Source organism: Sutcliffiella halmapala, assembly GCF_002019665.1.
In the GTDB taxonomy this organism is placed as follows: Bacteria; Bacillota; Bacilli; order Bacillales; family Bacillaceae_I; genus Sutcliffiella_A; species Sutcliffiella_A halmapala.
The window spans coordinates 1,568,635-1,580,962 of record NZ_KV917375.1 but is presented as its reverse complement, the minus strand read 5'-3'; the positions used below and the strand labels follow the sequence as shown (position 1 = coordinate 1,580,962).

General features: G+C 36.3%; 16 protein-coding genes. 3 read left to right on the top strand and 13 right to left on the bottom strand.

Annotated elements, in window-relative coordinates; translation table 11 throughout:
- Window positions 1–45 precede the first annotated feature (45 nt).
- From BK580_RS07600 to BK580_RS07590, 3 genes are all read right to left on the bottom strand, one after another.
- Window positions 46–912 (bottom strand): AraC family transcriptional regulator, encoded by an 867-nt coding sequence (locus BK580_RS07600; protein WP_078379746.1) that lies wholly within the window; start codon window positions 910–912, stop codon window positions 46–48.
- 253 nt (window positions 913–1,165) lie between these two features.
- Window positions 1,166–1,639: a CBO0543 family protein gene (locus tag BK580_RS07595; RefSeq protein ID WP_078379745.1), complete on the bottom strand. Its 474-nt coding sequence runs from the start codon at window positions 1,637–1,639 to the stop codon at window positions 1,166–1,168.
- Between the two features lie 260 nt (window positions 1,640–1,899).
- On the bottom strand, window positions 1,900–2,238 hold the full coding sequence (locus tag BK580_RS07590) for a hypothetical protein (protein WP_078379744.1): 339 nt from the start codon (window positions 2,236–2,238) through the stop codon (window positions 1,900–1,902).
- Window positions 2,239–2,513: 275 nt separating this feature from the next.
- Here BK580_RS07590 and BK580_RS07585 point away from each other — a divergent pair, with 275 nt between their 5' ends.
- The 3 genes from BK580_RS07585 to BK580_RS07575 all read left to right on the top strand — a co-directional run bounded on the left by BK580_RS07585 (window position 2,514) and on the right by BK580_RS07575 (window position 5,553).
- A complete protein-coding gene (locus tag BK580_RS07585; RefSeq protein WP_078379743.1) occupies window positions 2,514–3,038 on the top strand; it encodes a CBO0543 family protein in 525 nt (174 codons plus the stop codon).
- Between the two features lie 62 nt (window positions 3,039–3,100).
- Complete coding sequence (locus tag BK580_RS07580; RefSeq protein ID WP_078379742.1) at window positions 3,101–4,117, top strand: DUF3231 family protein; 1,017 nt, start codon at window positions 3,101–3,103, stop codon at window positions 4,115–4,117.
- 245 nt (window positions 4,118–4,362) lie between these two features.
- Window positions 4,363–5,553 (top strand): oxalate decarboxylase family bicupin, encoded by a 1,191-nt coding sequence (locus tag BK580_RS07575; protein WP_078379741.1) that lies wholly within the window; start codon window positions 4,363–4,365, stop codon window positions 5,551–5,553.
- Window positions 5,554–5,642: 89 nt separating this feature from the next.
- Here BK580_RS07575 and BK580_RS07570 read toward each other — a convergent pair whose 3' ends face one another.
- From BK580_RS07570 to comGC, 10 genes are all read right to left on the bottom strand, one after another.
- A complete protein-coding gene (locus tag BK580_RS07570; RefSeq protein ID WP_078379740.1) occupies window positions 5,643–6,869 on the bottom strand; it encodes an aminopeptidase in 1,227 nt (408 codons plus the stop codon).
- A 192-nt stretch (window positions 6,870–7,061) separates the two neighbouring features.
- Window positions 7,062–8,780, bottom strand: a complete 1,719-nt coding sequence (ptsP, locus tag BK580_RS07565; protein WP_078379739.1) for a phosphoenolpyruvate--protein phosphotransferase — start codon at window positions 8,778–8,780, stop codon at window positions 7,062–7,064.
- Window positions 8,780–9,046: a phosphocarrier protein HPr gene (locus BK580_RS07560; RefSeq protein WP_078379738.1), complete on the bottom strand. Its 267-nt coding sequence runs from the start codon at window positions 9,044–9,046 to the stop codon at window positions 8,780–8,782. The genes ptsP and BK580_RS07560 overlap by 1 nt, the downstream gene beginning before the upstream one ends.
- Window positions 9,047–9,496: 450 nt before the next feature.
- On the bottom strand, window positions 9,497–9,679 hold the full coding sequence (locus BK580_RS07555) for a YqzE family protein (protein ID WP_078379737.1): 183 nt from the start codon (window positions 9,677–9,679) through the stop codon (window positions 9,497–9,499).
- A 34-nt stretch (window positions 9,680–9,713) separates the two neighbouring features.
- A complete protein-coding gene (locus tag BK580_RS07550; RefSeq protein WP_078379736.1) occupies window positions 9,714–10,229 on the bottom strand; it encodes a shikimate kinase in 516 nt (171 codons plus the stop codon).
- Between the two features lie 192 nt (window positions 10,230–10,421).
- Window positions 10,422–10,790, bottom strand: coding sequence for a competence type IV pilus minor pilin ComGG (gene comGG / locus BK580_RS07545; RefSeq protein WP_078379735.1), 369 nt, complete (start codon window positions 10,788–10,790; stop codon window positions 10,422–10,424).
- 1 nt (window position 10,791) lies between these two features.
- Entirely contained in the window at window positions 10,792–11,232 is a 441-nt protein-coding gene (comGF, locus tag BK580_RS07540; RefSeq protein WP_078382680.1) for a competence type IV pilus minor pilin ComGF, read from the bottom strand.
- Window positions 11,225–11,557, bottom strand: a complete 333-nt coding sequence (locus tag BK580_RS07535) for a type II secretion system protein (protein WP_078379734.1) — start codon at window positions 11,555–11,557, stop codon at window positions 11,225–11,227. Before BK580_RS07535 ends, comGF begins: the two co-directional genes overlap by 8 nt.
- Window positions 11,541–12,005 (bottom strand): competence type IV pilus minor pilin ComGD, encoded by a 465-nt coding sequence (gene comGD / locus BK580_RS07530; protein ID WP_078379733.1) that lies wholly within the window; start codon window positions 12,003–12,005, stop codon window positions 11,541–11,543. The genes BK580_RS07535 and comGD overlap by 17 nt, the downstream gene beginning before the upstream one ends.
- Window positions 11,992–12,327 (bottom strand): competence type IV pilus major pilin ComGC, encoded by a 336-nt coding sequence (comGC, locus tag BK580_RS07525; protein WP_235864007.1) that lies wholly within the window; start codon window positions 12,325–12,327, stop codon window positions 11,992–11,994. Before comGC ends, comGD begins: the two co-directional genes overlap by 14 nt.
- Between the last annotated feature and the right edge of the window lies 1 nt (window position 12,328).

Sequence of the window (12,328 nt, the reverse complement as noted above, 5' to 3'; positions counted from 1 at the left end):
TTGTAAGATAAGAGATTGCTCTTTTTTCATAAAGAATGGATATTTCTATTTAATCGGAATCCATATTTCCGAATATAAGTCTGGGCTGGACGGATCTTGATCGGTATACATCTCAAACTCTGGTGTTCCTGCATGCTCAAATTGATTAGATGGGAACCATTCAGAAAAAATCTGTTTCCAAGCTTTTTGCATAGCATTAGGCATTGGACCGATCACTTCGAAAACTACCCATTTTGATGCTGGTATTTCTAAGCTTGCAAAACCTTCTGGCACATTCCCGCTATATGAAGTAGCTACCCAATAATCCATCATATTTTTATTACGTTTCTCTTTACTAGAGCTATCACAAACTCCAAGAACACCTTTAATTTCTCCATCATTTAATTGAAAAAGTTGATCACTAGTCCCGTCTCCATTAACTTCACTCCAAAGCTTAGGAATACCTATTAAATTCCCGTCATTCTCAAATGAAAATTCTCGTTTGATACCTATTACTTGAAATCCCTCTTTTTCTACAATACTGTACTTCATCGGTTCTGCCCCTTTCAAGGACACCTGAATAGTCAGGCGGTTATAGGATTGTAGCTTCCCCTTGTGCTTCCGCAAATCACTAGGTGTCACGCCGTGTTGTCTGCGAAAAGCCTTCGTAAAAGCCTCAGGAGTGTCATAGCCATATTTATAAGCTAGATCAATGATTTTGACATCTGTCATGAGTACTTCTTGTCCTGCAAGCGTTAAGCGACGCCTTCTTAGATATTCTCCAACCGAAGTGTCTGTCAAAACAGTAAAGGTCCGCTGAAAATGAAAGGCGGAAACATTTGCTTGCTTCGCGATACTATCGATGGAGATATTATCCATTAAATTCGTCTCCATATATTCAATCGCTTTTTGAATTGATTCCACCCATGTCATAAAAGCTCACTCCTTGGTTTAATTCTAGCCGTTAATTATTGTGTAATCCTGTCTTTTTTTGCTTTCATGTGACTGGGATATGCTTTCTTACGTCTCTTAAAGTCTGTGTTACTTATTCGTACATTGTACTCACACGCAATTTCCCTATAAATTATACCATTTAAGACCAGCGAGAGAATGTAACTAGAATAGAAATAAGCCGCAGAAGCTTTCCATTCTGCGGCTATTTCCTATCCCTATTAAAACCCTTTTATTAATTTATCTTATAAAACCATCTAAAAAATAGCCGTGAAAGATAGTTGCTACTCCACATAGTAAGAAAGCTCCAATACCAGGTCCACTTTGGATATCTTATTAACTGAGTAAAATTAACGGCGATTAATTCAAAAAAAGTAATAATTCCTGCATGAAAGGTATAATAAAGTGCCTTTACAAGTAGATTTCTTTTTTCTGGATAGTAAAGATTGAATAACACACATAATCCTGGATAAACAAAGTATTCAAACGTAAAGCTCGATTTGGTAGCATGCTTGAAAAATAGGCGAGATGGGTATTTTATTAGACCCGTTTCTACTACAGCTAATCCAAATAGCCAAGTAATTAATTGCTTAAATAGAAATGCAACACTTGCCTCTCGAATTTTATTTTTAGGGACATAACGTATCAATAAAAATGCCATAACAATCCACGAAGAGACTTCAATTGTTTTTTCAGCTTTGAGCGCCATTCGAAATACCTCTTTCAAGATACAATTTTGCACATAAAGTAATGACAATTATGCGTTCGTTTCCTCTTCTTATCATGCTCCTTTGGGTGTCCTTTTATCAAAAAAATAAACTCTAAGCAATTTCATTAACCAGGTAAATATATGTATTAATTGAATATTTTTATTTCCTACTATGTAAGTAATTTCTTTTTTCTACTTTAAATTACGGCTCTTTTTGCATAGCTTGTTGTTTTTTCAGGCTATTAATTTCGACCAAACTGTTACGAAGACAACTGGTCTTTCCTTCGCATTCCTAAAGCTACTTTAAAAAAAACAATCCACCATATAAATAAAATGACAAAACCAGTTACTATAAAGAGCGACCAGCCCTCCCTTTGCTGAAAAGATTGGATTAAATGTTCTAATTCATTAAGTCCGGGCCCTCTCTCTATGCCATTTATCATTCCATTAACTGGAATAGTTAACACCAATACAAAAACAATAAAAGAATAGATTACAAGTCTCTTTTTAATCAGACTAGATACCGCTGTGCCAAATGTTGCAAATAAAAATAAATAATAAATAAACCAAAACCAACTAGGTAGAGTCTCCCAATACATAGAAATCCCCCTTTTTCTTTATCATGGATGACATCATATAACACATATTACTTAATCTGCACATTGTATTATTATGGTACTATTTTTCTCTTTCCACTTAAATGTAATATTTTGCGTACCTCACCTTATTTAGACTATCACAAGAAGTTCTCTAAAATAAGCCTAAGCAAACTTTTTTGTGAATTTTTACCTTATTTTCAAATTGAATATAATTCCAATAAAAGTAAATACTAGTACAACCTTTTATATTTTAATTATGAGGAATTGGGAATGCTATGCATATTGTTTACAACTTTATATTCTTATTTGCAGCTTGGCGTTGGGGTGATTGGAGAAATTGGGAGAAGTACTATCCAACGATTCTTTTTTTTGTTTTTGGTGACCTACTACATAATTTTATTATGTACAATCACTATTATTGGTTGTTACACGAAAACCTTCTACCAACAGTACTTCCAAACCATACCATTATTTCTTTAATGACGATGGTTATCTCTTACCCTGCTACGATATTGATTTATCTTAAATATTTCTTTCAAACAAAGAAATGGTGGCTTCGAGCTCTTCACCTAGTTATTTGGGTAACCCTTTACCTTGGGGGTGAATTTGTCAATCTCCGCTTAGGATTAATTTCTCATCATAATGGTTGGCATATGGGGTGGTCCATTTTATTTGTAATTGTCATGTTCATCATGTTTCCCATTCATCATAAAAAGCCGCTTTTAGCACTGGGTATATCCTTGCTTTTTATTGTATTTTTATTATTTCAATTTAACATCCCTCTTGAAAAAATGAAGTGATTGGAATTTAGTGTCTATTTTATATAGTTAATCAAAAAAACATAAGATGGGAGCGAAGAAAAGTGAGTGTAGAACATAACCCAGGACTAACTTCTTCAGAACTAGCAACATTGTGGAATACTTATCTTGCTGATTCACTAGCTATATGTGTTTTAAAACACTTTTTAGCAACTAATGAAACGATGGATTTTAAGACAATTATAGAATTTGCTATTTCTATCTCAAAAAGCCATATGGAGGATATTACTTCTCTTTTTGAAAGTGAAAATATCCCTATACCGCATGGCTTTAATGACAATGATGTAAACCTTCATGCACCCAAACTTTGGTCTGACACTTCGTATATACGATATCTGCAACACATGGGTAGGACAGGCTTGTCCACATATGGATTGGCAAAAGCTATTTCTTCTAGAAAAGATATCCGTGCCTTATATAAAAAATATTACAGTCAAACAGAAGAATTGTATGATATGGTGTCGGATACTCAATTAGAAAAAGGAGTTTATATTCGCTCACCCTATATTTCTTATCCTACTAGTATAGAATATGTGAAGGATAATTCGTTTTTAGGCAGTCTATTTGGTCAAAAACGACCATTATTAGCTGTTGAAATCGCACATTTAGGTACAAATATTGAGGTGAACAATGTCGGTAAAACATTATTTTTAGGATTTAGCCAAGTAGCACAATCTCAAAAGCTAAGAGATTTCTTTCGAAAGGGCTATGAAATAGGTAAAAAACAGGTAGATACTTTCTTAGATGTATTACGAGAAAATGATACAGCTTACCCTTCCACATGGGATGGAACCTTAACAGAATCAACTGAAACTCCTTTTTCTGACAAGCTAATGTTATTCCACGCTAACATGTTAGGTGCTATCGGAATTGCTGATTATGGCACTGCATTAAGCGCAAGCATTAGAAAGGACTTAAGTGTTCATTATTTACGACTTATGTCTGAAATTGCAAGTTATACAGAAGACGGTGCCACATTATTAATAAAAAATGGATGGTTTGAGAAACCCCCAATTTCAATTGATCGAAAGCAACTAAGAGATGGGCCAAGAGAGAGTTAATTCTTGGCTCTTTTTTGTATTAACTGCTAAACATCTAATGATACGGAGATACAACATAATATAAGTATTTTGTCGTGTTTTGTCGATTTTTATACAATAAAAGGAGATAAAAGAGAGTGCAATCTTTAAAAAACCACTTTACTTGGTTAATAATCCTTTGCTGGCATATCTTTTACGAACACATCATAAGACTATGTTAGAGAATGAATACTAAAGCTCCCCTTTAATAGAAAGAGGTGTGTTTATTGCATAAACAGCACGATAACCATAAGAATGAACAAAACATCCCCCAGCCAATAAGAAGTGATGGAGCTGGAGCTATCGATCTAGGACCTCGTAATATTATGAGGGATATCCAAAACCCAGATATGCTTGTTCCACCTATTACAGATAACGGACTAGTGCCTAATTTGAAATTTTCTTTTTCTGATACTTCGATGAAATTAAATCACGGTGGCTGGTCTAGAGAAATTACAGTAAGAGAACTTCCCATTGCTACCACTCTTGCTGGAGTAAATATGAGCCTAACTGCTGGTGGCGTGAGAGAATTACATTGGCATCAAGAAGCTGAATGGGCCTATATGCTTTTGGGGAGAGCACGGATTACTTCCGTAGACCAAGAAGGCAGAAATTTCATTGCCGATATTGAGCCAGGTGACTTATGGTATTTTCCTCCCGGGATCCCCCATTCCATTCAAGGATTAGAACAATGTGAATTTCTACTCGTCTTTGATGACGGGAATTTTTCAGACCTTAATACACTTTCCATTTCCGATTGGTTTGCCCATACACCAAAAGACGTTCTATCCGCCAATTTCGGTGTTGCTGAACAAGCCTTTCATTCTATTCCTAACGATCAAGTATATATTTATCAGGATAAAGTGCCACCTTCCCTTGAAAACCAAAAAGTATTGTCACCTTATGGAGAAGTTCCATTACCCTTTAAATATGAGCTTCTAAAACAAACACCTATCCAAACTCCTGGTGGTAGCGTACGGATTGTTGACTCATCTAATTTCCCTATTTCCAAAACTGTCGCAGCAGCGCTTGTAGAAGTCGAGCCAGGTGCAATGAGAGAATTACATTGGCACCCTAATAACGATGAATGGCAATATTACCTTACTGGAGAAGCGCGGATGACTGTGTTCACCGGAAATGGAAATGCTCGAACTTTCGATTATCGAGCAGGAGATGTTGGCTATGTTCCTTTTGCAACTGGTCACTATATTCAGAACACCGGGGCTGACACACTATGGTTTTTAGAAATATTTAAAAGTGATCGATTCGAGGATGTATCACTTAATCAGTGGATGGCATTGACACCAAAAGAGTTAGTACAAAGCAATTTAAACGTTGGTCCAGAATTAATAGATTCACTTAGAAAAGAAAAATGGCCAGTTGTTAAGTATCCTGGATTTTCGTATTATCCAAAATAAAACAAAAAAACAACGAATACGCTCCACAAGCGCCAATAAGAAAAGCAGTGAAATTTCTCTATAAGAAATTTCACTGCTTTCCCTTTTCTTTAAATAGCCCATTCCCCATTCGTTAAAATAGGCTCCAGTTTTCCATCTTCAGTTTCTCCTTGAATGGTCAGTTCAGCAGAACCAATCATAAAGTCAACGTGAATCATGCTTGTATTCACGCCTTTTGCTTCCAACTGTTCTTTACTTAGTGATGCACCATCTTTAATGCAAATTGGATATGCAGAACCTAATGCAAGATGGCAAGAAGCATTTTCATCAAATAAAGTGTTATAGAAAATAACTTCTTGCTTGGAAACTGGAGAACTGTGCGGGACTAATGCAACCTCACCTAAATGTAGAGCACCTTCGTCTGTTTCTAATAATTTCTTTAATACCTCATAGCCTTCTTTAGCTGTAAATTCTACTATTTTTCCATCTTTAAAAGTAAGGGTGAATTCATCCACTAAGTTCCCGTTTAAGTTTAGAGGCTTAGTCGAAGAAACTATCCCGTTCACACCAGTTTTTACTGGAAGCGTGAAAACTTCCTCTGTTGGAAGATTTGGTACAAAATAAGTGCCTTGATCATTGTTCATACCTCCACCTAACCAAATATGGTCTTTAGGAAGATCAATGATGAGCTCAGTACCAGGTGCTTTATAAAGCAGCTTTTTATAATTCTTCCCGTTAAGAACTTCAAGCTTTTGTTGGAGCGTTTGAATATGAACTTCCCATGCAGCAACTGGATCTGCTTCATTAATTCTTGTTACGGCAAAAATATTTTCCCATAAGCTTGCAACTTGTTCTTCTGGTGATAATGTTGGATAAAGCTTCGCTGCCCATTCTTGTGAAGGGACAGAAACTACTGCCCAACTAACCTTTGCCGTTTGTATATAAGAACGATAGGTTTGTAGCGCCTGGGCTAGAGCTTTATTGGCAATCGATACTCGCTCTGGATCTACTTCTTTGAGAAGGTCAGGATTAGAAGCGACAATACTCATAAATGCTGCTCCTTCCTCCGCCATTTCCTCAAGACCTTTGACTCTCCATTCCCGTACACCTTTTAATGTTTCAATGGATGCTGTCTCATATGTAATTTTTGTTAATTGCTCATCGTTCCATTCAGTATGTACATATTTCGCACCAATTTGATAGGCTACCTTTGCAACTTCCCGAACAAACGGAGCAGCTGAGATTGGCGCATTAATCACAAGCGGTTGATTCTCTTGTAAATTTATCCCTACTTTTAACGCTAATTCTGCATATTTCGCTAATTTTTCTTGTTCCATCTAAGTATTCCTCCTTTATTAATTTGACTGGTTTTATTGTAGCATAGCTATCGTTTTGGAGGTTGAAAAATCTGTATAAGAAAGCTGCAAAAATAGTCTTAAGCTTAGTGTCTTTTACTTTCCCTCTATTCCTATCCAAAAACAAAAAAGCCAACCCCAAATACAATCTGAAGGTTGACTCACAAAATTAACTTAAACTCCAAACTTCTCTTTCACAAAAGCTACTACTTCTTCCGCAGTACCCATCGCCAAGATTTGTTCTCTGTAGGAAGCAGCTTCTTCCTTTGAAATTCCTCTTAACTGGCTACGTGCAGGCAGTATGCTTGTTGCACTCATGCTGAATTCATCTAATCCAAGACCTAAAAGGATAGGTATCGCGATTGGGTCGCCAGCCATTTCTCCACACATTCCAGCCCATTTACCGTTTTTGTGTGCAGCTTGGATGACTGTATCAATTAAACGAAGGATTGCTGGATTGTATGGTTGGTACAAGTAAGATACTCGCTCATTCATACGGTCCGCAGCCATCGTATATTGAATTAAATCATTCGTTCCGATACTGAAAAAATCCACTTCTTTAGCGAAAATATCAGCAAGAACTGCGGTAGATGGAATTTCTACCATGATTCCAATCTCGATATTCTCATTGACAGTTGTTCCGTTTTTCACTAGCTCTTCTTTTTCTTCTAATAGAATCGCTTTTGCTTGACGGAACTCATCTAAAGTTGCAATCATTGGGAACATAATTTTTAAGTTACCGTATGAGCTTGCACGTAATAAAGCACGAAGCTGGGTACGGAAAATTTCTTGCTCCTCTAAGCAAAGACGAATTGCACGATAGCCTAGGAAAGGATTCATTTCTTTTGGAAGATTTAAATAAGGTAATTCCTTATCTCCACCGATGTCTAATGTACGAACTACCACCGGCTTGCCTTCCATTCGCTCCAATACTTCTTTGTAAGCTTTGTATTGCTCTTCCTCGGTTGGAAGTTCTGTTCTACCCATATACAAAAACTCTGTACGGTATAGACCCACTCCTTCTCCACCATTTGCTAGAACACCTTTTACGTCTTTAGGTGTTCCAATGTTCGCAGCAAGCTCAACATGCTGGCCATCAGCCGAGAGACTCTGCTCATTTACAAGCTTGGCCCACTCTTTTTTCTGCTCTTCATGCTTTCTTTGCTTCTCTTTGTACGTAGCAATTTCGTCATCAGACGGATTTACAATAACAACTCCGTCTAATCCATCCACAATAACCATCGTGTCATTTGCAATTGTTTCTGTAACATTTTTTGTTCCAACCACCGCTGGAATTTCCATGGAACGTGCCATAATTGCAGAGTGAGAAGTACGTCCCCCGATATCTGTTGTAAATGCTTTTACAAATTGGCGATTTAATTGTGCTGTATCAGAAGGTGTTAAATCTTCGGCAATGATGATTACTTCTTCTGAAATTAAGCTTGGATTTGAAACACCCACTCCAAGGAGATGAGCTAATACACGCTTCGTTACGTCTCGAATATCTGCCGCACGTTCTTTCATATATTCATTATCCATTTGTTCGAACATAGTAATGAACATACCTGCAATTTCATCCAATGCATATTCAGCGTTTACATTTTCATTTTTAATTTTATCTGCAATTGGCTTTATTAATTCTGGATCACTTAACACAAGTATATGTGCAGAAAAAATCTCTGCTTTATCTGCGCCTAATTCACGGTTAGCATGATCTTTTATTTTTTCCAATTCAGTTTTAGAAATTTCAACTGCTTTTTCAAATCTTCCCACTTCTGCTTCTGCATTTTCTATCGTTCTTTTTTCAACAGTTAGCTCTGGGTTTTCTAAACGATAGGCTTTTGCAATGGCAATCCCACTTGAAGCAGGTATACCTTGAATCGTGTTAGACATTATTCCCCTAACCCTTCTGATTTTAAAGTTTCTTCGATTGCAGAAATAGCCTCGCTCTCGTCAGAACCTTCAGCTACAATTTTAATTTCCGCACCTTGAGGAATTCCTAAAGACATAACACCCATAATAGACTTTAAGTTAACAGATTTTCCGTTATACTCAAGGTTCACTTCCGCGTCAAATTTCCCTGCCGCTTGTACTAATTGAGTTGCTGGACGTGCATGAATTCCTGAATCTGCTGTTACCTTAAAAGTTTTTTCTGCCATTGTAATCAAACTCCTTTAAATATGTTTTTATTTTTTTGATTGTACCTAATGTACAGCTGCCCCCTATAGATTTCAACAAAAAGGCTATTATACCCTTTTAAATTGTTAAAAATCAGTGACAAGCAACTTCAAGAAACCTTCAAATACATATAGAACCTATTATTCCATTTTACCTATACCCTGTAACTTGCATCCTTAACCGAAAGGATGCAGTGTAGAGAATATAAAAAAGGCACGAGAAAAAGGTTTGACACTGTATAAGGGTAGACTTCATCCCTTAGTATTAATCAAATCCTCTTTACTCATGCCTAATCGAATCAGTAACACGTAAAGTTCTAATGCTTGTCTGAAAGCATTTGCATTAATATGTAGTTGAATAAATTCTTCTTTCGATTGAGATTGTAGCATAAAAAACTAAAAACATGCAATAGTTTTATCTTATCCATGTTTTTACTTATTCTTCTTTTTAATAAACATCATCAATGCAAAAGGAATGATACCAAACAACTGGTATACAACAGGCGAACGCTCTAGCTTTCGTTGTTGTCTTTGCTCTTTTTTCATTTCTTTTGGTTGATCCATATAGCTTACTAGCTGCTGTGTCACATATTTCACATAATCATTTGTTTTCAACGCACTCACCACCAATGGGCTTATTTCTTACCCATTAGTGTTGACCGCTTTGCCATGATTTAATCGCTTGATATACCTTTTCGGTTGCCTCTTGTAGAGTATCGTCTGATATATCTATGGTTAAATGTGCTTGATGGTACAGTGGCAACCGTTTCGAGTAAATCATATTAATTTCCTCTATACTTTTTTTATGTACAAGCGGTCTTGTTACATCATTTTCTAACCGTTTCATTATTGTGTTAATATCGCAGTACAAAAATAACATTACCCCTTTTACTTTCATCCATTCGATATTACTTTGTCGACTAATTATGCCACCGCCTGTCATGATTATGGAATTAGTTATAGGTAGTTCTCTTAAAGTTTGTTCCTCTAAGAAACGAAATTTCTCTTCCCCACGGCTATCAAATATTTCTTTTATACTACACCCCTCATTTTTTTCAATATAAGAGTCTGTATCATATATGGGAAGGGACATTTTTTCACCAAGCGCTTTTCCAATTGAGGTTTTCCCCGCTCCCATAAATCCTGTTAAATAGATACTTTTCACCGAAATTCCTCTTTCCCAGATATTCTTTCTTTCTATTATAGGAAAAACACCGTAATTTCTCTACCTAAAAAGTGCTTAGCTTAATCTAGAAAGATCACTAAGCACCATTTATATTAGAAAGGCTCTGTTAAACACCACTGTACTTTAACAGAGCCTTTAGAAAAAGGTCTTTCGTATGCATTTATGTCTGAATCAATTGGTTTCTATCCAAGAAATTACTTGATAGGCCGCTCGATCATATTGAATAGTCGCCTCATATCTTCTGTCATTCGTTGTTACGCAAATTATCTTAATTTGTGCTATTGGATAGGTATCTTGGGTAGAAATTGTAGCCGTTCCTGAAGGAAAGGAAATGGAGTTAAGGAGGGGAAACGTATCAGTTTGCAATTCATTCTCCACACTGTCCCAAGAATACTTCATCATATGCTCTAATTCAAACAGCTCATCTGATTCGGCATAAAACAGCTTTTCCATTCTATATAGTTCAATTTGGTGTAACAAAAATCCCGACAATAGTACAGAGAGCATTAATGTGATAGGGAAAATATAGCCTTTTTCCATCTTAATCAGATGTCCATTCTTTCACAATTGCACTGACGGTAATTTCATAAAACTCATGATTATTTCCTTCTATTAAGAAGACTGCCCCATTATTTTGCTCTACATATGTTACTTGATGGACATTTTGTAATAATATTTCGTGCCCACTCCCATTTACTCTTCTACGTACCTTTCCCTCATAATTTTCATAAGTGATGGTTTGATTATTGCGATTCATAATCGTTAGCATCTTTCCATTCGTTGTTACATGTTTCGCATTTCTTATTTCCATTTTTGCTTGATGAATAAATACTTCGAGCTCTAAAGGATGGATCTCTTTATTCTCTTTCGTTAATGTATAGATGCTTTTTAGAAGAATTGGGAAAAAAGCAGTTAAAACCAAAACCACAGAAAAACTAACAAGCACCTCGATTAAAGTAAAACCTCCACTTTTTTTATTCATGCCAATACACACACCTTGTTTTTTCTCGATCCCGATAGTCTTGATACTTCACACATATTGATATGAGAGATCCATCTTCCTTACGAATTAATTGAAAGACGCGTCCCTGTTTTTCTATTATTTTTTCACTTAGAGGATCTCCATGACTCCTTTTGCTTTCTAATTCTTGATTGAGTAGAAACCGCGCCTCGCGGTCAAGCGTAAATCCATTCCGCTCCTGGTTAATCATAACTAAAGCTGGCAACAATAACGTAATAGTAATCATCCAAACCACCATAGTAGCAAGTACCTCCAATAAGGTAAAACCATTAGACAGCTTCCACATAAAATCTTCCCTTGCCCAACTGAAAGACGATACGGAAACTCTCTTTCTGTTTATAAGTCAATCCCATCGTGCCTGCTTTTTGTATACTACCATTTCCTTGAAAGCTAATCACAGTGCCCATTGTACGTGGATCAATCGAGATATCTTCATGATAGTTTCTTCTAAGAACTTCGTTGAATGATCCTTGTGTAATTCGATAGTAATGATGGCTTGGTACAATGATGATGCTAACCGTATGCTTCGTACTCATAGCGTATTGCTGTGCAAATAATACATCGTTACTAAATTGGTAGAAAAAATTTTGAGCAATATGTTTTTCTTCCACTGCAGCAAGTTTTAAAACACTAACGGATAAGATTATAGATACAATGGATAAAACCAAAATTGATTCTAAAAAGGTAAAACCGCCTGAGGAGTAAAGAAGGGAGTTAGCTTTACGACTCTTCAACCGTATCGACCTCATTCCCATTAATGATGATTACTTTTCCATTGGGACATGAAAGCACATCTTCTTCGTCAAATTTATCCCCTAAGTATTCCGGATCATTCAAGTCTTGAATACTAGTAGGATTACTCCCCGTTTCTAAACGGTACGCTTGCATTTGAGCCTCTACCATCTTTACTAACGCATCGCATCCTTTATCTCCAATGATTCCTGTGTTTTTTGTAACATTGGGGATCATTATCAACAACAATACCGTGATGACTAGCATAACTAGCAGCATCTCGACCAAGGTGAATCCATTTTCATCCTTCATCATTTTTCTCATA

What these genes read in the sequence shown, in the direction of transcription:
- BK580_RS07600 (WP_078379746.1), bottom strand. Translation starts at nt 912, where the DNA reads ATGACATGGGTGGAATCAATTCAAAAAGCGATTGAATATATGGAGACG.
- BK580_RS07595 (WP_078379745.1), bottom strand. Translation starts at nt 1,639, where the DNA reads ATGGCGCTCAAAGCTGAAAAAACAATTGAAGTCTCTTCGTGGATTGTT.
- BK580_RS07590 (WP_078379744.1), bottom strand. Translation starts at nt 2,238, where the DNA reads ATGTATTGGGAGACTCTACCTAGTTGGTTTTGGTTTATTTATTATTTA.
- BK580_RS07585 (WP_078379743.1), top strand. Translation starts at nt 2,514, where the DNA reads ATGCATATTGTTTACAACTTTATATTCTTATTTGCAGCTTGGCGTTGG.
- BK580_RS07570 (WP_078379740.1), bottom strand. Translation starts at nt 6,869, where the DNA reads ATGGAACAAGAAAAATTAGCGAAATATGCAGAATTAGCGTTAAAAGTA.
- ptsP (WP_078379739.1), bottom strand. Translation starts at nt 8,780, where the DNA reads ATGTCTAACACGATTCAAGGTATACCTGCTTCAAGTGGGATTGCCATT.
- BK580_RS07560 (WP_078379738.1), bottom strand. Translation starts at nt 9,046, where the DNA reads ATGGCAGAAAAAACTTTTAAGGTAACAGCAGATTCAGGAATTCATGCA.
- comGG (WP_078379735.1), bottom strand. Translation starts at nt 10,790, where the DNA reads ATGGAAAAAGGCTATATTTTCCCTATCACATTAATGCTCTCTGTACTA.
- comGF (WP_078382680.1), bottom strand. Translation starts at nt 11,232, where the DNA reads ATGAATAAAAAAAGTGGAGGTTTTACTTTAATCGAGGTGCTTGTTAGT.
- BK580_RS07535 (WP_078379734.1), bottom strand. Translation starts at nt 11,557, where the DNA reads ATGTGGAAGCTGTCTAATGGTTTTACCTTATTGGAGGTACTTGCTACT.
- comGC (WP_235864007.1), bottom strand. Translation starts at nt 12,327, where the DNA reads ATGAGAAAAATGATGAAGGATGAAAATGGATTCACCTTGGTCGAGATG.